The sequence below is a fragment of the Sphingobium chungangianum genome, assembly GCF_977014255.1.
In genome coordinates this window covers 13359-34098 of sequence record NZ_CDRNIV010000002.1, presented here as the reverse complement: position 1 = coordinate 34098, position 20740 = coordinate 13359, and the positions used below count along the sequence as shown (strand labels likewise).

Annotated in this window: 25 protein-coding genes; 8 read left to right on the top strand and 17 right to left on the bottom strand. The window is 62.7% G+C overall.

The annotated features are described in order from the left end of the window. Positions 1-20: 20 nt before the first annotated feature. Both ACWNC0_RS00370 and ACWNC0_RS00365 read right to left on the bottom strand, forming a co-directional pair. A complete protein-coding gene (locus ACWNC0_RS00370; RefSeq protein WP_449468789.1) occupies positions 21-1094 on the bottom strand; it encodes an alkene reductase in 1074 nt (357 codons plus the stop codon). A gap of 6 nt (positions 1095-1100) precedes the next feature. After that, positions 1101-1730 (bottom strand): nuclear transport factor 2 family protein, encoded by a 630-nt coding sequence (locus tag ACWNC0_RS00365; protein WP_449468788.1) that lies wholly within the window; start codon positions 1728-1730, stop codon positions 1101-1103. Positions 1731-1808: 78 nt separating this feature from the next. Here ACWNC0_RS00365 and ACWNC0_RS00360 point away from each other — a divergent pair, with 78 nt between their 5' ends. Then, entirely contained in the window at positions 1809-2909 is a 1101-nt protein-coding gene (locus tag ACWNC0_RS00360; RefSeq protein WP_449468786.1) for an AraC family transcriptional regulator ligand-binding domain-containing protein, read from the top strand. Here the strand turns inward: ACWNC0_RS00360 and ACWNC0_RS00355 are convergent. Next, a complete protein-coding gene (locus ACWNC0_RS00355; protein ID WP_449468785.1) occupies positions 2896-3765 on the bottom strand; it encodes an LLM class flavin-dependent oxidoreductase in 870 nt (289 codons plus the stop codon). The genes ACWNC0_RS00360 and ACWNC0_RS00355 overlap by 14 nt on opposite strands. A 274-nt stretch (positions 3766-4039) precedes the next feature. Here ACWNC0_RS00355 and ACWNC0_RS00350 point away from each other — a divergent pair, with 274 nt between their 5' ends. Next, positions 4040-4828, top strand: a complete 789-nt coding sequence (locus tag ACWNC0_RS00350; protein WP_449468783.1) for an SDR family oxidoreductase — start codon at positions 4040-4042, stop codon at positions 4826-4828. A 19-nt stretch (positions 4829-4847) separates the two neighbouring features. Then, positions 4848-5660, top strand: coding sequence for a nuclear transport factor 2 family protein (locus ACWNC0_RS00345; protein WP_449468782.1), 813 nt, complete (start codon positions 4848-4850; stop codon positions 5658-5660). A 146-nt stretch (positions 5661-5806) separates the two neighbouring features. Here ACWNC0_RS00345 and ACWNC0_RS00340 read toward each other — a convergent pair whose 3' ends face one another. Beyond that, positions 5807-6364 carry a carboxymuconolactone decarboxylase family protein gene (locus ACWNC0_RS00340; protein ID WP_449468780.1) on the bottom strand — a complete coding sequence of 186 codons (558 nt, stop codon included), beginning with the start codon at positions 6362-6364 and terminating at the stop codon, positions 5807-5809. A gap of 46 nt (positions 6365-6410) precedes the next feature. Beyond that, on the bottom strand, positions 6411-7193 hold the full coding sequence (locus ACWNC0_RS00335; protein WP_449468779.1) for a glucose 1-dehydrogenase: 783 nt from the start codon (positions 7191-7193) through the stop codon (positions 6411-6413). A 165-nt stretch (positions 7194-7358) separates the two neighbouring features. Between ACWNC0_RS00335 and ACWNC0_RS00330 the strand changes: the two genes are divergently transcribed. Continuing rightward, the gene (locus ACWNC0_RS00330; protein WP_449468777.1) at positions 7359-8147 is read left to right on the top strand and encodes an SDR family oxidoreductase; all 789 of its coding nucleotides are present in this window, start codon (positions 7359-7361) and stop codon (positions 8145-8147) included. A 43-nt stretch (positions 8148-8190) separates the two neighbouring features. On the opposite strand, the gene ACWNC0_RS00325 is transcribed toward ACWNC0_RS00330, so the two are convergent. The 12 genes from ACWNC0_RS00325 to ACWNC0_RS00270 all read right to left on the bottom strand — a co-directional run bounded on the left by ACWNC0_RS00325 (position 8191) and on the right by ACWNC0_RS00270 (position 17806). Next, positions 8191-8703 carry a DinB family protein gene (locus ACWNC0_RS00325; protein WP_449468776.1) on the bottom strand — a complete coding sequence of 171 codons (513 nt, stop codon included), beginning with the start codon at positions 8701-8703 and terminating at the stop codon, positions 8191-8193. A gap of 105 nt (positions 8704-8808) precedes the next feature. Further along, entirely contained in the window at positions 8809-9315 is a 507-nt protein-coding gene (locus ACWNC0_RS00320) for a nuclear transport factor 2 family protein (RefSeq protein ID WP_449468775.1), read from the bottom strand. Positions 9316-9386: 71 nt separating this feature from the next. Then, positions 9387-9872, bottom strand: coding sequence for an Lrp/AsnC family transcriptional regulator (locus tag ACWNC0_RS00315; RefSeq protein ID WP_449468773.1), 486 nt, complete (start codon positions 9870-9872; stop codon positions 9387-9389). Further along, a complete protein-coding gene (locus tag ACWNC0_RS00310; protein WP_196227017.1) occupies positions 9869-10351 on the bottom strand; it encodes an Lrp/AsnC family transcriptional regulator in 483 nt (160 codons plus the stop codon). The genes ACWNC0_RS00315 and ACWNC0_RS00310 overlap by 4 nt, the downstream gene beginning before the upstream one ends. 108 nt (positions 10352-10459) lie before the next feature. Then, on the bottom strand, positions 10460-11416 hold the full coding sequence (locus ACWNC0_RS00305; RefSeq protein ID WP_449468771.1) for an alpha/beta hydrolase fold domain-containing protein: 957 nt from the start codon (positions 11414-11416) through the stop codon (positions 10460-10462). A 37-nt stretch (positions 11417-11453) separates the two neighbouring features. Beyond that, positions 11454-12272 carry a sugar phosphate isomerase/epimerase family protein gene (locus ACWNC0_RS00300; protein ID WP_449468770.1) on the bottom strand — a complete coding sequence of 273 codons (819 nt, stop codon included), beginning with the start codon at positions 12270-12272 and terminating at the stop codon, positions 11454-11456. Between the two features lie 65 nt (positions 12273-12337). Further along, positions 12338-13396, bottom strand: coding sequence for a 4-hydroxy-2-oxovalerate aldolase (gene dmpG / locus ACWNC0_RS00295; RefSeq protein ID WP_449468768.1), 1059 nt, complete (start codon positions 13394-13396; stop codon positions 12338-12340). Then, positions 13393-14340, bottom strand: coding sequence for an acetaldehyde dehydrogenase (acetylating) (locus ACWNC0_RS00290; protein WP_449468766.1), 948 nt, complete (start codon positions 14338-14340; stop codon positions 13393-13395). The genes dmpG and ACWNC0_RS00290 overlap by 4 nt, the downstream gene beginning before the upstream one ends. A gap of 49 nt (positions 14341-14389) precedes the next feature. Further along, a complete protein-coding gene (locus tag ACWNC0_RS00285) occupies positions 14390-15184 on the bottom strand; it encodes a fumarylacetoacetate hydrolase family protein (protein ID WP_449468764.1) in 795 nt (264 codons plus the stop codon). Continuing rightward, positions 15181-15696: a flavin reductase family protein gene (locus ACWNC0_RS00280; protein WP_449468763.1), complete on the bottom strand. Its 516-nt coding sequence runs from the start codon at positions 15694-15696 to the stop codon at positions 15181-15183. Before ACWNC0_RS00280 ends, ACWNC0_RS00285 begins: the two co-directional genes overlap by 4 nt. Continuing rightward, positions 15689-16525: an alpha/beta fold hydrolase gene (locus ACWNC0_RS00275; protein WP_449468761.1), complete on the bottom strand. Its 837-nt coding sequence runs from the start codon at positions 16523-16525 to the stop codon at positions 15689-15691. The genes ACWNC0_RS00280 and ACWNC0_RS00275 overlap by 8 nt, the downstream gene beginning before the upstream one ends. A gap of 60 nt (positions 16526-16585) precedes the next feature. Then, the gene (locus ACWNC0_RS00270; protein WP_449468759.1) at positions 16586-17806 is read right to left on the bottom strand and encodes an acyl-CoA dehydrogenase family protein; all 1221 of its coding nucleotides are present in this window, start codon (positions 17804-17806) and stop codon (positions 16586-16588) included. 288 nt (positions 17807-18094) lie between these two features. Between ACWNC0_RS00270 and ACWNC0_RS00265 the strand changes: the two genes are divergently transcribed. Genes ACWNC0_RS00265 through ACWNC0_RS00250 form a run of 4 tightly spaced genes read left to right on the top strand, consistent with a single transcriptional unit; the run spans position 18095 to position 20738 of the window. Then, a complete protein-coding gene (locus ACWNC0_RS00265; RefSeq protein ID WP_449468757.1) occupies positions 18095-19021 on the top strand; it encodes a VOC family protein in 927 nt (308 codons plus the stop codon). A gap of 9 nt (positions 19022-19030) precedes the next feature. Beyond that, positions 19031-19930, top strand: coding sequence for a CoA transferase subunit A (locus ACWNC0_RS00260; protein WP_449468756.1), 900 nt, complete (start codon positions 19031-19033; stop codon positions 19928-19930). An 11-nt stretch (positions 19931-19941) separates the two neighbouring features. Beyond that, positions 19942-20505 carry a hypothetical protein gene (locus tag ACWNC0_RS00255; protein WP_449468754.1) on the top strand — a complete coding sequence of 188 codons (564 nt, stop codon included), beginning with the start codon at positions 19942-19944 and terminating at the stop codon, positions 20503-20505. Continuing rightward, on the top strand, positions 20475-20738 hold the full coding sequence (locus ACWNC0_RS00250; RefSeq protein WP_449468752.1) for a hypothetical protein: 264 nt from the start codon (positions 20475-20477) through the stop codon (positions 20736-20738). The genes ACWNC0_RS00255 and ACWNC0_RS00250 overlap by 31 nt, the downstream gene beginning before the upstream one ends. The last annotated feature ends 2 nt before the right edge of the window (positions 20739-20740 follow it).

Genomic DNA, 20740 nt, shown 5'->3' with positions numbered 1-20740 from the left:
CTTGTGACCCTACCCGCCGCTCATGCGTCCAGCAGCGCATAATCCAGATAACCGACCCGATCGTCGCCACTGCCCGTGTAGAAGCTGGCCTTGTTGGCCTTGTTGAGGGCAGCCCCCGTCTGGAAACGCTCCACCAGATCGGGATTGGCGATGTAGAGATAGCCGAAGGACACGGCCTCGGCCTTCCCTTGCTCGACCACCGCCGAAGCCTTCTCCAGGTTCAGGCCGCCATTCTCGATCACCGCGCCGCTCCAGTTGGCACGGACCAGCTCCAGCGCGTCCTGCCCTTCCAGCGGAATGTGGATCAGATGGCAGTAGGCCAGGCCCATGCCGTCGATAGCGTTCAACAACGCCGCATAGGTTTCATGCGGGTTCGCATCATCCATGCCGTTGAACTTGACGCCCGGACAGATACGGAAGCCGACCCGGCCCGCACCCACGGCATCGGCCAGCGCTTCCAGCAACTCCACCACGAAACGAATGCGGTTCTCGACCGTCCCGCCATAGCGATCCGTGCGCTGGTTGCTGTTCGAAGACAGGAACTGCATCGGCAGGTAACCGCTGGCGCAATGCAGCTCGATCCCGTCCAGACCAGCGGCGATCGCGTTGCGCGCCGCCGTCACATATTCCGCAATGACGCCGGGAATCTCATCCGTTTCCAGCGCGCGCGGCACGACCGTTTCCACCGGAACGCCATCAGGGCCGGGGATCTTGTCCGGGCACTGAATGGCTGACGGCGAAATCGTCTCTGCGTCCGCATCCTTGTTCGCCTGCACGGCGGCGCGGCCGACATGCATCAGCTGCATGACGATCTTTCCGCCCACGCCATGGACAGCGTCGGCGACCTTGCGCCATCCTTCGACCTGCGCCACGCTATGGATGCCCGGCGTGCGCCAATATCCCTTGCCGGCGGGCGAAGGCTGCGTCCCCTCCGTCACGATCAGCCCGGCACTGGCACGCTGACGATAATATTCGACCATGATGTCGGTCGGCACGTCGCCCGGCCCCGCCCGGTCGCGGGTCATCGGCGCCATGACGATCCGGTTGGACAGCGCAATGTCACCCAATGTCACGGGCGAGAAAATATCCGTCATAGCAAATCAGCTCCGTACGCGCGGCTTGGGCAGCGGAGCGCCGCGCCGCATCGTTTCAATGAATTTTTCCAACGGCGCGGGCGCATCGACCGGGCCATCATGCGGCTGCCCATGCCGGTCCCAATAGCTTTTCCAGCTCGGGAACAGGTCGTGGAAACTGCCATGATAGGGCTGCACGCCCGGCCAGCGCATCTTGCGATCACCGATCGGCGGCTTGTTGAGGTCCGTCGCATACCAATAAAGCGGCAGGCGGCGACGGAAATACCAGCGCCCATCGATCCGCTCATATTTATCGAAATACATCATCTGCATGATGACCCATTCGGCGCCGGTCTCATGCTCATTCTTTGAATAGACGACGCCCTGCGCATGATCGGGATCATCGAAATCGATGATGTGGCCGCCAATATGGTGGGACGTGCCATCGAACTGCATCGAATGGGTTTCGTCGAACCAGTCGCGGAGCGCCTTCCGCCCCTGCTTGCCGCCACCGACCTTCACATCCTCAGGAAACAGGTTCACCCAGGCGTCGGAATCGCGCATGTCCAGCGCCAGCGAATATTTCGCGGCCAGCTGACGGATCGCATCCAGCGATTCCAGTCGGTCTATGCGCGCAATCAGGCTCTCGTCCGCCACCCTCTCGATCCTTTCTATTTAGACCGTTTGTTTCCCCTTTCTCCCTGCCTCTGGAAATGCCAGAATAGCTCAAAGGTCATGACAAAAAAGCTCAACGCCAAACATCTGTCCCGCCCGGTGGCGACGCGTGTCCCCGTCGCCATCGCTCGCGATCTGCTACGGCTGGTGGCGGAAATCGGAGTCGATCCCGCCGATCTTCTGCGGCAGGCGCGCCTGTCCCACCTCATAGGGCCGCCGATCGGCGGAACCGCCGCGCAGCGCGGGCTTTCGCAGGATGATTTCACCCGCCTCTACGCCCATTGCACCTGGGCTCTCGATGCGCAGGCAGCCCGTCAGGAAGGACGCGAGCCCCTGACCAAGGCGGGGGTGGACATGCTCTGCCACTGCATCATCACCTGCCGCACATTGGCGGACGTGATCGATCGCACGGATCGCTTTTCCGAGCTTATCGGGCCACGCGCAGGGCGGCTGCGGCTGAAGGTCGATGACGGCGTCGCGCGGCTCGACATGGCGACCCCGCGCCAGATCAGGAACGCCAGCGCCTATGTGTCCGACCTCGCGGGCCTCTCCACCTATTACCGGCTATTCGGCTGGCTGATCGGCGAGGATATTCCGCTGCTCGGCGCAGCGATGCGCTATCCACCGCTGCTGGACGAACAGACCATTTCCTACCTCATGCCCGTGCCCATGCAGCATGGCGCGCCCGAAAACAGCCTGCGCTTCCCCGCCAGCTATCTCGACCGCCCGGTCCTACGCAGCCATCATGAACTGGAGCATCTGCTCGAACGCTTCCCCTTCGACGTCGAACAGTCGCAATCGCTCGACGCGCCATTGTCGGAGCGCATCCAGCACCTCTTCAGCGCCATGCTGGGAAGTGGCGAAGCGCCCGCAACCGCATCGCAACTCGCCCGCCAGTTCAGCATCAGCGTCGCCACGTTGAAACGCCGCCTCGCTGATGAAGGCACATCACTGGTGCAACTCAAGACCGAAGCACGCCGCGCCCTCGCAACCCGGCTCCTGGACGACCCCCGCCTCACCATCACCGAAGTCGGCCGCCGCACCCAGTTCAGCGACACGGGCGCTTTCCGCCGCGCTTTCCAGCAATGGACCGGATCATCGCCTAGCCGCTGGCGCGAACTGCGCCAGGGCGGCGGCGAAAGGCCGATCAGTAGCGGCTGATGATCTTGTCGGCAAAGCGGTTGAGATCGTCAATCTTCTCCTGCAACGGCTGACTATCTTCTTCCACCGCATAGAGATTGCGGAAAGAGGCGACGACATCAGTCACGCCCGCATCCTCCTGCCGACGGATCATATCCAGATCGACCTCCCCCATGGCCGAACCGAAGATGCGGAATGGCGCGTCCTTGCGCCCAAGCTCCTCCCGATACGCCGCCAGCTTCTCCAGCATCGGCAGCATCATATCCATGCCACCCCCCGCAAACATCCAGCCATCGTTGCGCGCCGCGCGCTTCAGCGCCGGGTCGGAATGACCGCCGATCAGGATCGGCACCGGCTTTGTCGGGACAGGATTGAGCTTCACGGGGGGCAAGTCGAAAAACTCGCCATGATATTCGAAATAGCCGCCATTGGTGAGGCCCCGGACGATATCGATGCACTCATCGAACCGCTTGCCCCGCCCTTCCCACGGCACGCCCATGACCGCATAATCTTCCGGCCATACGCTCAGGCCCACGCCAAAGTTGAAGCGGTTGTCGAACAAGGCCTCGATCGACGCCACGATCTTTGCGACATAGAGTGGCGGCCGCACCGGCAGCTTCACGACATTGGTAGTGACCTCCAGCGTCTGCGTCGCGGCGAGCATCGCGGTCACATGGATGAACGACTCCAGGAACGGCTTGTTCTCCAGGAATTCGCGCCCGCCATCGTCGGTATAGCTATATTTGGTGCCGGAACTTTGCGGGTAGATCAGGCTATCGGGCACCGTGAACCCTGCATAGCCCGCCGCTTCGGCCGCCTTTGCCAGCGGCGCGTAATATTGGATCGCGGTCATCGACTCGCCCAGATGAAAGCGCATCGTCCTCTCCTTCCACATATTATTCTCAGGCCCGGCGGGCTGCGCCGATCAGACCCGATGCTTTCGACCTTATCCCTTCAGCGGGAAATTCAGTCAACTCCGCCTATGATCCGGTTCGTGCGCATTCGCGCTCGCTGCTACGCATATGTCGGCGTAAATGGCATACAGCGTTGCAAAAAGCGCATTGATCAATTGTTTTTTTCACCTATCCTATGCGCCAAAGCTGCACCCCGCATGACGGGCAGGCGGCCAAAGGATCAGGAAAGGAAAGAGGATGCTTCTCAAGGACAAGGTCGTGATCGTCAGTGGCGTTGGCCCCGGCATGGGTCAGGCGCTGGCCCGGATAGCGGCCGCCGAAGGCGCGAGCGTCGTGCTCGCCGCCCGTAACCAGGCCTTCCTCGATGAAGTGTGCAGCGACATCAAGGCAAAGGGCGGCAAAGCCATCGCCGTCCCCTGCGACGTCAGCGATGAAGCTCAGTGCAAGACGCTGGCCGAACGCGCCGCCGCCGAATTTGGCGGACGCGTCCACGGCCTCGTCAACAGCGCCTATTTCCACGGCGACTGGTGCTTTGTCGATAATGCCGACCTGGGCGACTTCGCCAAGGCGTTCGACGTCAACTGCCTCGGCGCCCTCCGCCTCACGCGCGCCTGCGTCCCCTATCTGCGCGACGGCGGCGCGGTCGTGAACGTGTCCACCATGGCGACGGTCAATCCCTATGGCACCGAAGGCGGCATGGAAATGCCCTATGCGGTGGCAAAGGGCGCGCTCAACACGCTGGGCAAATATATGGCGTCCGACCTTGGCCGCCACGGCATCCGCGTCAACACCTGCCGCATGGGCTGGATCCATGGCGAACCGGTCGAAGGCTTCATCGCATCGCAGGTCGACGCCGGTTTCAAGCGTGATGATGTGATCGCGGGCGTCACCAAGAATATCCCCATCGGCATCATCCCGCCCGAAGATGACTGCGCCCGCGCCGTGTTGATGATGATCTCCGACTATTCGCGCGTCGTCAGCGGCGCGGCGCTGGACGTCAACGGCGGCCAGTGGATGGCGCCCTAATCGTCAAGGAGGTGCGCTCATGTTCAAATGCATCGCACTACTGAAACGCAGGCCGGATCTCTCGCGCGAAGACTTTATCGCTTATTATGAAACCCAGCACGCGCCCCTGATACGGCGCGTGCTGCCGGGCATAGTCGATTATCGGCGCAATTATGTGGAGCTGGAGGGCGCCTTCCTGTTTCCGGGCGCCGCGCCGATCGACTTCGACGTGATCACCGAAATCTGGCTCGCCGACCGCGAAGCCTATGACCGCTTCACCGCCGCCGCCGCGCAAGAGTACATCGCCAACCAGATCGCGCAGGATGAGGAAAACTTCCTCGACCGCACGGCAACGCGCATGCTGGTGGTAGACGAAAAAGGCGCAAACATGCCCAACGCCATCACCCTCCAGGCATTGCTGGACGAACGGGAAATCATACGAGGTCTGTCCCGCTTCGCCCGCATCCTCGACAATAAACAGTGGGACCGCTTAAGCGACGTCTTCGCGCAGGACATCAGCTTCGACTATGGCACCGGCGGCGACCAGCACGGTATGGCGGCGCTCACCGCCAACATGCGCCGCTTCCTCGACCGCTGCGGCGGCACGCAGCATCTCATCGGAAGCATCCTGGTCGATGTCGATGGCGACCGCGCGACGAGCCGATCCTATGTGCAGGCCCGGCACCAGCGGGTGGACGACCCCGCCGGACCCATATTCGATTCCAACGGCGAATATGTCGATCAGTGGGAAAGGCGCGCCGAAGGCTGGCGCATCGTCCGCCGCGACGCGATCTGGGCCGCGCATACGGGCGACCCGATGATCCTGCACGCTGAACCCGGCAATCTCGGCTGACACCCAACTTCCCCTCTCCCCTTTAGGGGAGAGGGTGGCGAGCGCAGCGAAGCCGGGAGAGGGGCCTGCTCATTCCCCTCTCCCCAACCCTCTCCCCTGAAGGGGAGAGGGAGCAAGTCGCTTGGACACAACCAACCGTCTACTAATCACGCCACCTCGGCAAAGGGCAGACACACGCTATCAAACCCCAGCACATGGGCCACGCGGCCCAATCCGACCCACGCCGCCACGCTATGCGCCAGGTCGACAATCTCCTCGTCGGAAAACAGCGCATGCGCCCGCTCCCAGAAATCCTCATCTTGCGCAATCGACTTCGGCTCCTGCGCAAAGCGCTCCGCAAATTCAATCGCCGTCCGCTCGCGAGGACTGAAGACAGGCGACGTCCGCCAATTCTCGACCGCCGCATAAAAGTCCTCATCGGGCGCTGATCCATTGTCGGCAACCGTATGCCCCGGCCGCTGCCCCGATGCGGCAAACATCGATTGAACGTCCCGCGCCGCGCGAAATTGCTGGCAGATGACACAACCGTTTATCTGCGCCGTCCGCGACCGCGCGCCTTCAAATTCCCGCAGCGACAACAGGCTATGCTGATAGACCGCTTTCGAAAAGCCGCCCGCTGCCCCCATGATCTCGCGCGCATAATTGCGCGATGCATAGCCATAGGGGTCGGCGGCATCCTGCTCGGGTAAGTCGATACGGATCATGGCATCTCTCCTTATGTCGCTGTTTTGTTGTTCACACGCCCGCTATTCAATCCACGCCCGGCGCACCGGGAAATTGTGCATAATATTGCCCGGTCAGCATGCCGCCATCCACGGCGATCTCCGCGCCCGCCAGATAGGATGCCTCGTCGCTCGCCAGGAACAGGGTCGCGCGCGCCACTTCCTCCGGCGCGCCGACCCGTTGCAGCGGCACATTGCCGAACCGCTCGCTCACCTTTTCCCGCGTCGATCCGTCATGATTGGTCATCACCGTATCCACGCCGCCCGGATGCACCGAATTGACGCGAATGCCCCGATGGCCAAGCTCCAGCGCGGCGACACGGGTCAGCCCCCGCACGCCCCATTTGCTGGATGAATAAGCGGCAAGCCCGTTCGCCCCCTTCATCCCATCGACCGAAGAGATGTTGACGATCGCACCCTTGCCACGGGCGATCATCCCCGGCGCGACGGCCTTGATGCCCAGAAATTCGCCGGTCAGATTGACCTTCAACACGCGCTCATATTCGGCAAGGCTGGTGTCCAGCAGCGTGCGGAACAGCAGGATGCCCGCATTGTTCACCAATATGTCGACCGGCCCCAGATCTGCTTCGACGGCGCCGACCAGTTCGGCCCAGCCCTGCTCGCTCGTCACGTCATGATGATAGAAGCGCGCTGCATCGCCCAGTTCGGTCGCCAGTTGCGTGCCCACCTCATCCAGCACATCGGTGATGGCGACCTTCGCGCCCTCCTCGGCAAAGAGTCGGCTGGTGGCGGCGCCCATGCCGCGAGCGCCTCCGGTGATGATCGCAACCTTACCCTGCAAACGGCCCATGCGCCCTGCCTCTCCAAAAAAATTTCCGCACCGCGATACGCATTCTGGCGTTATTTCTTCGCAGGCATCTTGATACGCGTGGATAAACCGGCGCAAGAACAAGGGCAACCGGAATCGGGCCTTGGCCTCAAAAGGCGCCAGAATCCCGGAAAGGAGAGCGCAGCGATGCTGTTGAAGGACAAGGTGATCGTGATCAGCGGCGTCGGCCCCGGCATGGGTCAGGCGCTCGCAAAACTCGCCGCGCAGGAAGGCGCAAAGGTCGTCATGGGCGCCCGCAACATCGATTATCTCGAACAGGTGCGCGCCGAAATCGCGGATCAGGGCGGACAAGCCATAGCAGTTAAATGCGACGTCAGCGATGACGGGCAATGCCGCGATCTCGCTGAAAAGGCGGCCACCGCATTTGGCGGGCGCATCCACGGCCTCATCAACAGTGCTTATTATCACGGCGAATGGACTTTCGTTGACAATGCGGACGAAGCCCAATGGGCCGAAATCTATGACGTCAACTGCCTCGGCGCACTGCGCCTGACACGCGCTTGCGTGCCCCATCTGAAAGGCGGCGGCGCGGTGGTGAATGTTTCGACCATCGGCACGCTCCGGCCCGCTGGCGGCGAACATGGCATGGAAATGGGCTATGCCGTGTCGAAAGGCGGCCTCAACGTCCTCACCAAATATATGGCCGCCGATCTCGGCCGGTTCGGAATACGGGTGAACAGCTGCCGCATGGGCTGGATCTACGGCGCGCCCGTGCAAGCCTATATCGACTCCCTCGTGACGGAAGGAACCAGCGCGGAAGACGTCATCGCGGCGGTGACCAAGGACATTCTCCTCGGCATCATCCCGCCCCAGGATGACTGCGCCCGCGCGGTACTGATGATGCTTTCCGATTATGCGGCAGTCGTCACCGGCGCGGCGCTGGACGTAAACGGCGGCCATTGGATGGCGCCCTGACACGATCATGCGAGTGGCAGGGTCAGGCGAAGCTCGTCGCCGTCTACACCTGTTCGGAAAATATCAGGAAAGGCAGATCAAGCGGTTCATACTGGAAGCCCAGCATTGAAATCGCAGCGGTAATTTGGCCTCTGTGATGCGTGCCGTGATTGAAGACATGGAGCAGCGCGCTTGACATCGGAAGCGCGCGAGCCTGCCCCGTCGTCATTATATAGCGAAGATCGTCAGCCAATGCGGCCTCGTCCAGATTATCGACATAGCCGTGCCAACGGGCCGTTGCCGCGATCAAGCGGGACGCGAGTAGCGCGCGATTGCTCTCCAACTCTGCATCAAGGGAAAGGGCCGTTGTCTGCGCCTGCGTAAATCTCGGATACCAAATCTCGCTGTCTGTCAGCAGCAGATGATTGAGCGTTCCGTGGATCGATCCGAAAAAGAGGCCGCATGACTTATGATAAGGTTCGTCCGGGATCGACGCCACGGCCTCCAAAAGGCGTTCAGTCGCCCAACCATGATAGCGCGCCATCTGCATGAGCTGCATTTTGGCAGAGGCGGCCATACAATCCCCAATTTGCCGGAAGCTGCCATTCTCCAGTTCGTAAGAGCCAGCTTAGTCACCAAATAAAAAGGCAGGGACCGCAATCGCGCCCCTGCCCTCACGACATCAAGCCGCAGCGGGCATCTCACCCCAGGCCAGATAACGCGGCGTGCCATCCTCGCCAATCTCTTCGGTCAGGATAGACGTGACGCGGCTCACCGACTCCGCGATCCACCAACGCCCGTCCTGCTTGCGGTAGACATCCTGATATTCCACCGCGAGCCGGGTCACCGATCGGGTGGCGAGAATGATCGTCCGGAAATTGAGCGACCACAGCCCACGCGCTTCATCCGCGCTCACCAATTCAATATCCGCATTGGTCGCATGGTGAATGTCATAGACGCCGCCCGCCATCGCCATTTTCTGGAATATGGCGATAAACTCGTCGCGATCCGTGAATAGCGGGAAATTCTGGTAATCCAGCCTTATGCCCTGCGGCAGAAACGTCTCACGCAACTCGTCCACCAGCTTCAGGTCACAGGCGCGCAGGTAACGCGCCTTCAACTGACGGATGGCGTTGACGTCCTCCAATGCCGTCACGCGGGCGGCAAGCTCTTCCAGATTGATCGACATGATACTCTCCTCAGGGGTTGAACCTCCCCCCGTTTTTCTGCGGTTGGACAGATCGACCGTCCCCGCCTGTTTTAGGGCGTCTCTCGCGTGATTTTCGCGATGCCAGCCTCATATTTCAAATTATGGACGGACACGGACGTTTCCACCCGCTGGACGCCCGGCATGGGCCGAATGCGCTCCGTCACCAGGTCGTTCAATTGCTCGATATTGGTGAACAGCCCCATCGCCAACAGGCTGTAACGGCCCAGCAGAACGATAACGCAGGTGATTTCCGGAATTTCGGATAGACGGCGCGCCAACTCCGACACATGGGATGGATCGGCATCGATCCCCATCATGCAAAGGTTGGGCGATCCCGCCATGCGGAAATCGGTGACGACGGTGAACTGGATCAGCCCTTCATTCTGCAACCGCTTGACGCGTGTGCGAATGGTGCCCTCCGTCACGCCCAGTTCGGCGGCGATGGCGCGGTTGGAAATGCGCGCGTCGCGGGCCAGCTTTTCGACGATCCCCTGGTCCAGCTTGTCCAGGCGCGCCCAATCGGCCTTCCCGGTCACAGCGGCACCACGTTGAATTCATATTTCACGATATCCACCGCCACCCCTGATGTGATGTGAACGACCCCGTCCACGCTGGCGATATGCTCGAACAACATCTCCTGCACCTCGCCAAAATCCCTCAGCGCGACGAGCAATTCCACATCATGGTCGCCGCTCATGACATTGACGCTCAGCACTTCGGGAAGATCGGCCAGATCGCGGCCAACCTCCTGAACATTGCGGCCCTGGACCTTCACGCCCAGGGCGATGATCACATTATAGCCATGGGCCGCAAAATCGGTGACGGCAACAACGCGCATCGCTTTCCCGTCATCCATTTTTTGCAGCCGGGCCGAAACGGTGGCGGCGGTAACGGACAGCCGTTCTGCAATTTCCTGATTGGTTGCGCGGCCGTTGGTCCGGAGTATCTCTATGATATTCGTATCGAGAGTATCCAGCGATGGCGGCGTCGTTTTCCGCCCGCTTCTGATCTGCATTCTTGCCCCGCCTTCAAAAATGTAGCCGGTTTAATAGCGCGCACTTGCGGGCAGCACCAGTGTCAAAGCTGATGCCGCCGCAATTTGCGTGGCTATCTATCGCTCATCCTACAGTGTTTCGGCGGGATGCAGCGCCTTGCGAAGGGCCGTGACCGCGTCGCGCTTCATCTGGCGGACTGGCGCGGCGTCGGGCGTCACGTCAAAACCGTGATAGGCCCCCGGATAGACGTGCAGTTCTGCCGCAACGCCTGCTTCGATCAGCCGCCGGGCATAATCCATGTCCTCCACCAGGAAGAGATCGAGCGCGCCCACGCAGATGAAGGCGGGCGGCAGGCCAGCCAGGCTCTCCGCCCGCGCGGGGGCCGCGTAGGGCGATACGTCCGCCGATCCGGGCTCCTTGCCCAGCAGGGATCGCCAGCCAAAGACATTGGCCTGCGGCGTCCAGACAAATGCGCCCAGATGTTCGGGCTGGCGAGTGATGCAGGTGCGGTCGTCCAGCATCGGATAGATCAGGTTCTGGTGCGCGATCGCCGGGCCGCCCCGGTCACGTGCCAGCAGCGCGAGGGCCGCAGCCAACCCGCCGCCCGCGCTCTCGCCGCGAATGGCGATCCTCTTGGGATCGACGCCCAGCTGCGCCGCGCCGTCATGCAACCATCGTAGCGCCGCGTAACAATCCTCGACCGCGCCCGGCGCCACCGTTTCCGGCGCGAGCCGATAATCGACCGAAACGACGAGGGCGGAAGCGGAAAGCGCAAGCTCGATATTGGAAAGGTGATTGGTACGCACCGACCCCAGCACATAGCCGCCGCCATGGATATGCAGGATCGCGGGCAGAGTCCCTTGCGCATCGGCCGGACGATAAACCCTGACCAGCAGCTCATGCCCATCGGGCGCGATGATCCGCTCCTCCCGCCATTCAACACCACTATCCTGCGGCTCGGGCGCCATCGCGGTCATCTGCTCCATGCCTTCGCGTATCGCAGGCAGGCTCTCTGCCGTGATGTCCAACGCCGGCATGAACTCCAACCCCGGCAACAGGGTCGGGTCGATCAGGTCACGCATCATACTCTCCTATTTTTCCTATTTTCCTATTTCTGTCTTCTCAGTGCGTTCTTTTCACCACTTCCTTCACGCAATCCACCGCCCACTTTGCCCGTTGATGTGCGTTGCTGCCTTTGTCGATGGCGTTTTGCTGGGGTATTTCGACGCTGAGGGGTGTGTTGGGATTGAGGGCGTTGACGAACGCGGGGATGTTGAACGTGCCTTGTCCGGGGAGTTGCCGCTGGATGCCGGCTTCGCGTTCGATCTGGTCGGGATCGATGGTTGTTGGGCCGTCGGCTATCTGGGCGATGGCGATGGCGGGATGGGCAAGGAGGGGGAAGCTGGTGTCTGGTTCGGGTCCGCGCATGATGTGGAGGAGGTCGGCTGTGACCTTGATGTCGGAGCGGCCGGAGCGGGCTATTTCGTCGAGGGCGGCGCTTAAGGTTTGGACCTGGGAGGGGGGATAAAATTCGATTGCGAGGGCGATGTCGAACGGGGCGGCGAGCTCGGCCAGTTCGACGAGCTTCTCGGTGCGGCGGATGGGATCGCGGTCGTAGCAGAGCACATTGGCGAGGGGCGCGCCGAGCGCGGCGCCGGCCTCGAGCGCGGGGATGAAGTCAGCGGGATTGGTGCGCCCCGCCATGGTGAAGGGGTAGACAAGGTCGACCGTGACCCCGGTGGCGGCGAGCGCGGCGCGGGTCTGGCGCAGCGCCTGGGGGTCGCGCACCAGGTCATAGGCGGGCATGGCGGGCAGCACCTCCATGGAATGGAGGAACGGGCAGATGCCTGCGCAGCCCACCTGTGCGGCGATTTGCGCAAGCTGCCAGGGGGTGGTGTCGGTGACGGTGATATGGTCGAGCGACAGGCGTCTTTCGGCCATATCCTCTCCTCCTTGCGTGGCGGGTAAGCCGTGCCGGGCGCGAACAAGCCGCGCCCGGCGGCTGATCAGGCCGCGGCTTCGCGCGCCTTGACCATATCCAATGCGACGTCGACGATCATGTCCTCTTGGCCCCCGACCATCTTGCGACGGCCGAGCTCGACGAGGATAGTGCGGGTGTCGAGGCCGTAGGTTTCGGCGGCCTTCTCGGCATGACGCAGGAACGAGGAATAGACCCCGGCATAGCCCAGCGCGAGAGTCTCGCGGTCGACCCGAACCGGCCGGTCCTGCAAGGGGCGAACCAGATCCTCGGCCGCGTCCATCAGCGCCATGACGTTGCAGCCATGGTTCCAGCCCTTGCGCTCGGCAGCGGCGATGAACACCTCGAGCGGCGCATTGCCAGCGCCCGCGCCCATGCCGGTCAGCGACGCGTCAATCCGCACCGCACCGCACTGCGCCGCGACGATCGAGTTGGCGACGCCGAGCGAGAGATTATGGTGGGCGTGGATGCCGCGCTGGGTCTCGGGCTTCAAGACCCGGTCATAGGCTTCGAACCGGGCCTTGACCCCGTCCATGTCGAGCGCGCCGCCGCTGTCGGTCACATAGACGCACTGCGCGCCATAGCTTTCCATGAGGGCCGCCTGGCTCGCCAGCTTCTCCGGCTCGATCATGTGGCTCATCATCAGGAACCCCGAGACGTCCATGCCAAGATCGCGGGCGATGCCGATATGCTGTTTCGAGACGTCGGCCTCGGTGCAATGGGTCGCGACCCGCACCGAGCGCACGCCGATGTCATAGGCGCGGCGCAGTTCCTCGACCGTGCCGACGCCCGGCAGGATCAGCGTGGTGAGCACCGATTTGGTCAGCACCGAGGCGACCGCCTCGAGCCATTCCCAATCGGTATGCGCGCCGAAACCATAGTTGAAGCTCGCGCCATTGAGGCCGTCGCCATGGGCGACCTCGATCGCGTCGACGCCTGCGTCATCCAATGCCTTGGCGATCGATTTCACATGGTCGATGCCGTACATGTGGCGGATGGCGTGCATGCCATCGCGTAGCGTCACGTCCTGGATATAGAGCTTGTCGCCCGCCTCGACGTTGAACGGAGATGTGATCTGGGCGCTCATGCGGCCACCTTCTTTCCTTGCGCGATGCGCTGCGCGAGCAGCTCGCCGGTCGCCTTGGCGGCGGCGGTCATGATGTCGAGATTGCCCGAATAGCTCGGCAGATAATCGCCAGCGCCTTCGACCTCGAGCAGGATCATGGTCTTGACCCCGGTGAACTCGCCGCGACCGGGGATGGTGAGTTTGTTGTTGTCGCCAAAGCGCTCGAACTGCACGTCCTGCTTGAGGCGATAGCCCGGCACATAGGCCTGCACCTTCTTGACCATCGCCTCGACCGAGGCGCGGATCGTCTCTTCATCCGCGCCTTCGGACAAAGTGAACACGGTGTCGCGCATGATCATCGGCGGTTCGGCGGGATTGAGGATGATGATCGCCTTGCCCTGCGCCGCGCCGCCGACCTTTTCGATGGCGCCTGCGGTGGTGCGGGTGAACTCGTCGATATTGGCGCGGGTGCCGGGTCCTGCCGAGCGCGAGGAGACCGACGCGACGATCTCGGCATAATGGACGGTCGCGACCTGGGAGACGGCGGCAACCATCGGGATCGTCGCCTGCCCGCCGCAGGTCACCATGTTGACGTTGCCAGCATCGAGATTGGCTTCGCCGTTGACCGTGGGGATGGTGTAGGGGCCGATCGCGGCGGGGGTGAGGTCGACCACCTGCTTGCCGTCCTTGCGCAGCGCTTCGTCATGGACCTTGTGGGCATAGGCACTGGTTGCGTCGAACACGATGCCGATCTCGGGATAGACATCCATCTTCATGAGGCCTTCGAGGCCCTCATGGGTGGTGGCGACGCCGCGCTCGCGCGCCATGGCGAGGCCTTCGGACGCCTCGTCGATGCCGACCACGGCCACCAGTTCCATATTCTGCGGATATTTGATCATCTTGATCATGAGGTCGGTGCCGATATTGCCCGACCCGATGATCGCCGCCTTGACCTTGCCCGTCATTACTTACTCCTCACGGCATCGCCCGCAAGCGATGCGCCACTTTTCATATTCAGATAAAGCGCGCGGTGCAGCTGCCAACCCCGTGGAGCTGCATCTCGAACACGTCTCCTGCCTTGGCCGGTTCGAGCGGCACCAGGCTGCCCGACAATATCACATCCCCGGCGTCGAGCGTTACCCCATAGGCGCCCAGCGTGTTGGCGAGCCAGGCGACCGCCTGTGCGGGCGAACCCTGCACCGCATGGCCATAGCCTTCCGACAGGGGCTGCCCATTCTTGGTGACGGTGACATGGAGATTGGGGAGGTCATGGTCGCGTGGGTTTGCGCGCGCCTCGCCCAGCACATAGACGCCGCAGGAGGCATTGTCGGCGACGGTATCGACGATGCCGATCTTCCAGTCCTGGATGCGGCTATCGACGATCTCGAAACAGGGAACGATGCTCTCCGTCGCAGCGATCACATCTTCCGCCGTGACGCCCGGCCCCTTGAGGCTGTCTTTCAGGATGAAGCCGATCTCCGCCTCGGCGCGCGGCGCGATGAGGCCGTTTGCCGCGACATCGATATCGCCCTCGATATACATGCGGTCGGTCAGGAAACCGAAATCGGGCTGGTGCACGCCCAGCATGTCCTGCACGGCCTTGGAGGTGACGCCGATCTTCTTGCCGATGACGCGCTCGCCGTCCGCCTTGCGGCGTTCGAGCGCGCCCAGGGAGATCGCATAGGCATCATCGATGGTGAGTTCCGGATGGCGGGCGATGAGCGGCGGCACGGTGCGCCCCTCGCGCAGCGCCTGGTAGAGCTCGTCCGCAAGGCTGTCGTTCAGGCTCTGGGCGTTAAGGTCGCTCACAGATAGGCTCCGTCCTGGAAGATGAGGGGATCGACCGCGTCGGACAGGCGCACCGCCTTGACCCGGGCGATGACGATGCTGTGGGTGCCAAAGGGGGTCATGCTCTCGATCGTGCAGGAGAGGTTGGCCTGCGCTTCATCGAGGATGGGAAGGCCATGGGCATCGGGGGTCCAGCTGCCAACGCCAAAGCGCGCCTCGCGCGCCACCGCGCCGCCGAATGCTGCCGACACTTCGCGCTGGTGGCGCGAGAGGAGGTTGATGCTGACCGGACAGCCAGGCGAGAGATGGGCGTGGATGCCCGCTGTCTGGTTGACGCAGACGAGGACCGCTGGCGGATCCATGGTGAGTGAGGTGATCGAGGTCGCGGCCATGCCGACCGGCGTCTTGCCCTCGCCCAGCGCGGTGACGATCGCCACGCCCGAGGGCAGGCGGCGCATCGCGCCCTTAAGGCCAGCGGTGACATCGACGGGCTCTGGAACAGGCACGGATTGCGCAGGAGCAGCGTCAGCCATTCTTCAGGAAGTCCAGCGAGTAGCGGTTGAACTCTGCCGCCCGCTCGACCTGCACCCAATGGCCGGTCTGCGAGAAGGTGAGGCAGCGCACGTCGGGGCAGGCGTCGAGGAAGAGACGGGCGTGGCTTTCGGGACAGAATTCGTCATTGAGGCCCCAGAGGACGAAGATGGGCTGCTTGACCTCGCCCAGGCGCGGCCCAAGGTCGGGGGTCTTGACGCGGGCGAGCACATCCTTGGGCTGGGTGCGCGCGACGGCAAAACGTTCCTCGACCAGCGCGTCGGTGACGTGATGGAGCGAGGAAGGATGCATGAGGTTGCCGATCAGGCGGCGCTGTTCCTCGATGTTGAATTCAGGGCTGCCAAAGCCCGAGCGCATCTTGGCGATGCCGGGCATGGTGAAATAGCTCATCTGTTCCGCCACGCAGCCCGGCGCCATCAGGACGAGCTTGCCGATGGTGAATTCAGGGTGGTCGAGCGCGATCTGGAGGGCGATGCCGCCGCCCAGCGAATTGCCGATGAGGTGGCCGCCGGTGATCCCATGCTGCGCGAGGGCATCGAGCAGGGTCTGGGTAAACAGCTCGAGGGGATAGTCGGTCTCGGGCTTGGAGGAGGCGCCATAGCCGATGAGGTCGGGCAGGATGACGCGGTAACCGGCATCGGCAAAATCTTGCGCATTGTTGCGGAAGTTGGACGCGCCCGATGCGCCGGGGCCGCTGCCATGGATGAAGATGACGGTGGGGGCGTTTGCCTGCGCCCCTGCGATTTCCGCGATCGAAATCTCATATCCGCCCGCAACGCTATAGGTCTTGCGGATCAATTCACTGCCCATGGATATCCTCTTTTGTCCTGGCCCGATGCTGTCCAGATGTCAGATGGTCAGATGCTCGCTTCAGATAAAGGTGAAAGCGGGCGGTTCGCCATTGATCGTGCCGATGACATCGCTGGTGCGGTTGGCCGGGTCATTGGCGACATGAGCGCGCGCGGCGTGGAGGTCGAGCCAGGGCTGGAGGATCGGGCTCGACATATAGACCGCCCGGCCGCCCAGCAGCTTGACCATGCCGTCGGCGAGTTCGGCCATGCGGCGCACGACGCTGGCGGACTGGTAGGCAAAGAGCGCGCGCTTTTCCATCGGCACGGGCTCATTGCGGCCCGCATAGTCCATGAGGTCATTGAAGGTCGTGCGGTGGGTGAGTTCCATCTCGTTGGTCTCGGCGATCGCGCGGGCGATGGCGGCGTGGAGATTGGGGTCGGCCTTGGACGCCTTGCCGGTGTTGGTCGAGACGCGGTTGCCCATGATCTCCATCGCAGCGCCAGTGGCGGCGCGGATGCCGCCGAAGGCGGCGCTGGAGACCGAGCGGATGAAGAGCTGCGCCCAGGGGATGCGGTAGAGCGGGGCGGTGTTGGTTTCCTGGCCCGGATTGGTCCCGGCAAAGCCGTCGCTGGCCTTGTGGGTGCGGTGTTCGGGCACGAACACGCGCTCGACGACGATGTCGAAGCTGCCGGTACCCTGAAGGCCGAACGTGTCCCAGGTGCCTTCGATCACCTGATAGTCGGAGCGCGGCAACAGGAAGGTGCGCATGTCGGGCGGGCCGCCATCGGTGTCGAAATTGATCGCGCCAAGCAGCACCCAACCGCAATGGGAGGAGCCTGAGGAGAAGCCCCAGCGGCCCGACAGGTAGAAGCCGCCTTCGACCTTCTCCACCTTGCCGACCGGCTGATAGGTGGAGGAGACGAGCATGTCGGGGTTATCGCCCCACACTTCCTTCTGCGCCTCGTCATGGAAGAGGGCGAGTTCATAGGGATGGCAGCCCAGCACGCCGTAGATCCAGCCTGTCGACATGCAGCCTTCGGCCAGCGCCTTCTGGATCTCGAAGAAGACATTGGGGTGCATCTCATAGCCGCCGTAACGCTTGGGCTGGAGCACGCGGAAGAAGCCTGCTGCCTTCATCTCGGCGACGGTTTCGGGGGGCACGTCATGGGCGATGGTGCAGGCGCGCGCGCGCTGGCGCAGCGTCGGGATCATGGCCCTGGCTTTGGCGATCAGACTTTCGGGTGAAGGTATCCCGGCATTCGCCTCGTCAATGGGTCGGCTTGCTACTGCCCCGGTCATGATCTTCTCCATTGTAGGCGACTCTACTTCAGATTTGCTATATGCGTAGTTTATGTAAACTGCTATTACGCAAACTGTCAAGGCAAACAGGGCTTGCGCATTTGGGCCGTTGCTTATAGGCGGATTGGGAACGAATTGCCATAAGCTCGTGAGCGCGCTTAACTGCGCCTCCCCCTGCAAGTGCGAAACAGGCGGCAGCGCTTGCCATATGCGTATGGGGAAGGCCATTTTGAAACGCTCTGCGGCAGAGCATGGCTGGCAGACAGGAAAGAAGGCGAGGCGCTTGAAATGGCAGTGATATCGCTAGGCTATGTAGTGATCGAGGCGCGGGACCTGGGCGCCTGGCAGGATTTTGCCTGCAATATCGCAGGGCTGATGGCGGCGCCTTCGGCAAGCGAGGACGTCGCGCTGTTCCGCATGGACGACCGGCCCTGGCGCCTGCGGGTGCAGAAAGGCGCGGCCGACCGCTTCGTGGCGCCGGGCTGGGAATGCGCGAATCGTGACGCTTTCGAATCAGTGCTGGCCCGCCTCGAGGCGGCGGGCCGTCCGGTGGAACGGGCGGGGGTCATGGAAGCGCGTGGCCGTCAGGTCTATGAACTGGCCCGCTCGTCCGACCCGGCGGGTAACCCGATGGAGCTCTTCTACGGCCGCTTCGTCGACTATGCCCCCTTCGTCTCGCCCGCGGGCGTCAGCCGCTTCGTGACCGGCAGCCCCCATGGCGCGGACGGCGACATGGGGATGGGCCATGTCGTGCTCACTGCCCCCAATTTCGACGAGACCCACGCTTTTTATAAAGACGTTATGGGCTTTGGCGACACCGACCTTGGCCGCTTCTACCTGATGGGTGGGGGCGCGGACGATCCGGGCGTGGGCTTTGCCTTCATGCACTGCAACCCGCGCCACCACAGCCTGGCGCTTGGCCAGCTGCCCGAAAGCCCCAATGGCGCTGTCCACATGATGCTCGAGGTCGGCTCCCTTGAGGATGTCGGCCGCGCCTATGACCGGGTTTTGAAGAGCAAGGGCAAGGTGCCGCTCTCGGCAACACTGGGTCGTCATGTCAACGACAAGATGACCAGCTTCTACATGCAGACGCCCGGCGGCTTCGACATCGAATATGGCTGGAACGGCCTTGTAATCGACCCGGCGACCTGGGTCCCCACCACCAGCCTTTCTGTAAGCGACTGGGGCCATAAATGGGCTCATGAGCAGGACTGACGCAAAAGGATGACTGACATTATGCTCGACAAGCGCATGAGCGTCGACGACATCGTCGACCAGATTTCCGACGGGATGACCATCGGCATCGGCGGGTGGGCCACGCGCCGCAAGCCCATGGCGCTGATCCGCGCCATCGCCCGATCGAACCTGAAAGACCTGACCGTCATGGCGGGCTATGGCGGCATGGACATCGGCCTGCTCGCCGCCACCGGCAAGATCAGGAAGCTGGTCTTCGCCTTTGCCAGCCTCGACCATTATCCGCTCGAACCCCATTTCCGCAACGCCCGCCAGGCGGGCGCCTTCGAGGTGCTCGAGCTTGACGAGGGCATGTATCATTGGGGTCTGCGCGCAGGCGCGATGAAGCTGCCCTTCCTGCCGACGCGCGTGGGCATCGGCACCGACATCATCACGCAGGACGGCTTCGACTTCAAATTCGTGAAGAGCCCCTATGCCGATGGCGAGGAATTCGTCGCCATGCCAGCGCTGGTGCCCGACATCGCCCTGATCCATGCCCATCGTTCCGACGAGCGCGGCAATATCCTCACCCTCTCGGTCGATCCGATCTTCGATGAACTGCTCGTGCGCGCAGCCAAGAAAAGCTACGCGACGGTCGAGAAGATCGTGCCGACGGCTGAGCTCGATATGAAGAAGAACAGCCGCTACAACCTCGTCGAGCGCGCGATGATCACCGGCGTTGCCGAGGCACCCTTGGGCGCGCATCCCTCGAGCGCTGACCCCGACTATCAGCTCGATCTCAAGCACATCAAGACCTATGTCGAAAGCGCCGCCTCGCCCGAAGCCTGGGCCGAGTATAAGGCGAAATATATCGACGTGTCGGAAGCCGATTATCAGGCAGCGATCGGCGGCGCGGACGCCGTCAAGCAGCTCCCCGTCCCCATTTACTAAGCGAGAGACCCATGACCCAGAACAGCTATTCGCTCGCTGAACTCGTCATCGCCGCCTGCGCCGAAGTTTGGCGCGAGAATGGCGAGGTGATGGCGACCGGCATCGGCCCCCTCCCCCGCATCGGCGCTGGCCTTGCCAAACTGAGCTTCGCGCCCGCGATCCAGACCACCGATGGCGAGGCCTGGTACACCAGCGAGCCGGTCGGCCCGGGCAAGCGCACCGCCGAGCCGGAATTTGAAGGCATCGCCAATTATGACCGCGTCTTCTCGGCGCTCTGGAGCGGCCGCCGCCATGCGCTGGTTGGCCCGGTGCAGATCGACCGTTATGGCCAGGCGAACATCTCGGTGATCGGCGACCATAAGAAGCCCAAGGCAGCGATGCTCGGCGCGCGCGGCTTCCCCGGCAACTCGATCAGCCATCCCAACAGCTTCTTCTTTGCCAACCACAACAAGCGTGCGTTCGTGGAAGGCGAGGTCGATTTCGTGTGCATGGCGGGCTACAACCCGGCGCGCTACCGCAATGGCGCTGCGCCCAGGGCCTGGACTTGCGCCGCATCATCACCAACCTTTGCGTGATGGATTTCGGCGGGCCGGATCACCAGATCCGCGTGATCTCGCTGCATCCGGGTGTGACGTTCGAGGAAGTGCAGGACAATACCGGCTTCCCGCTGGCAAAAATCGATGGCGAAATCCCCACCACGCCCGCGCCAACGGCCGAGCAGCTGGAGCTGATCGCCAGGATCGACCCCAATAATGTCCGCGCGACCGTGTTCAAGGACAATCCGGCCGGAGACAGAAGGGCAGCCTGACG

What these genes read in the sequence shown, in the direction of transcription:
- ACWNC0_RS00370 (WP_449468789.1), bottom strand. Translation starts at nt 1,094, where the DNA reads ATGACGGATATTTTCTCGCCCGTGACATTGGGTGACATTGCGCTGTCC.
- ACWNC0_RS00360 (WP_449468786.1), top strand. Translation starts at nt 1,809, where the DNA reads ATGACAAAAAAGCTCAACGCCAAACATCTGTCCCGCCCGGTGGCGACG.
- ACWNC0_RS00355 (WP_449468785.1), bottom strand. Translation starts at nt 3,765, where the DNA reads ATGCGCTTTCATCTGGGCGAGTCGATGACCGCGATCCAATATTACGCG.
- ACWNC0_RS00350 (WP_449468783.1), top strand. Translation starts at nt 4,040, where the DNA reads ATGCTTCTCAAGGACAAGGTCGTGATCGTCAGTGGCGTTGGCCCCGGC.
- ACWNC0_RS00345 (WP_449468782.1), top strand. Translation starts at nt 4,848, where the DNA reads ATGTTCAAATGCATCGCACTACTGAAACGCAGGCCGGATCTCTCGCGC.
- ACWNC0_RS00340 (WP_449468780.1), bottom strand. Translation starts at nt 6,364, where the DNA reads ATGATCCGTATCGACTTACCCGAGCAGGATGCCGCCGACCCCTATGGC.
- ACWNC0_RS00335 (WP_449468779.1), bottom strand. Translation starts at nt 7,193, where the DNA reads ATGGGCCGTTTGCAGGGTAAGGTTGCGATCATCACCGGAGGCGCTCGC.
- ACWNC0_RS00330 (WP_449468777.1), top strand. Translation starts at nt 7,359, where the DNA reads ATGCTGTTGAAGGACAAGGTGATCGTGATCAGCGGCGTCGGCCCCGGC.
- ACWNC0_RS00325 (WP_449468776.1), bottom strand. Translation starts at nt 8,703, where the DNA reads ATGGCCGCCTCTGCCAAAATGCAGCTCATGCAGATGGCGCGCTATCAT.
- ACWNC0_RS00320 (WP_449468775.1), bottom strand. Translation starts at nt 9,315, where the DNA reads ATGTCGATCAATCTGGAAGAGCTTGCCGCCCGCGTGACGGCATTGGAG.
- ACWNC0_RS00310 (WP_196227017.1), bottom strand. Translation starts at nt 10,351, where the DNA reads ATGCAGATCAGAAGCGGGCGGAAAACGACGCCGCCATCGCTGGATACT.
- ACWNC0_RS00305 (WP_449468771.1), bottom strand. Translation starts at nt 11,416, where the DNA reads ATGATGCGTGACCTGATCGACCCGACCCTGTTGCCGGGGTTGGAGTTC.
- ACWNC0_RS00300 (WP_449468770.1), bottom strand. Translation starts at nt 12,272, where the DNA reads ATGGCCGAAAGACGCCTGTCGCTCGACCATATCACCGTCACCGACACC.
- dmpG (WP_449468768.1), bottom strand. Translation starts at nt 13,396, where the DNA reads ATGAGCGCCCAGATCACATCTCCGTTCAACGTCGAGGCGGGCGACAAG.
- ACWNC0_RS00290 (WP_449468766.1), bottom strand. Translation starts at nt 14,340, where the DNA reads ATGACGGGCAAGGTCAAGGCGGCGATCATCGGGTCGGGCAATATCGGC.
- ACWNC0_RS00280 (WP_449468763.1), bottom strand. Translation starts at nt 15,696, where the DNA reads ATGGCTGACGCTGCTCCTGCGCAATCCGTGCCTGTTCCAGAGCCCGTC.
- ACWNC0_RS00275 (WP_449468761.1), bottom strand. Translation starts at nt 16,525, where the DNA reads ATGGGCAGTGAATTGATCCGCAAGACCTATAGCGTTGCGGGCGGATAT.
- ACWNC0_RS00270 (WP_449468759.1), bottom strand. Translation starts at nt 17,806, where the DNA reads ATGACCGGGGCAGTAGCAAGCCGACCCATTGACGAGGCGAATGCCGGG.
- ACWNC0_RS00265 (WP_449468757.1), top strand. Translation starts at nt 18,095, where the DNA reads ATGGCAGTGATATCGCTAGGCTATGTAGTGATCGAGGCGCGGGACCTG.
- ACWNC0_RS00260 (WP_449468756.1), top strand. Translation starts at nt 19,031, where the DNA reads ATGACTGACATTATGCTCGACAAGCGCATGAGCGTCGACGACATCGTC.
- ACWNC0_RS00255 (WP_449468754.1), top strand. Translation starts at nt 19,942, where the DNA reads ATGACCCAGAACAGCTATTCGCTCGCTGAACTCGTCATCGCCGCCTGC.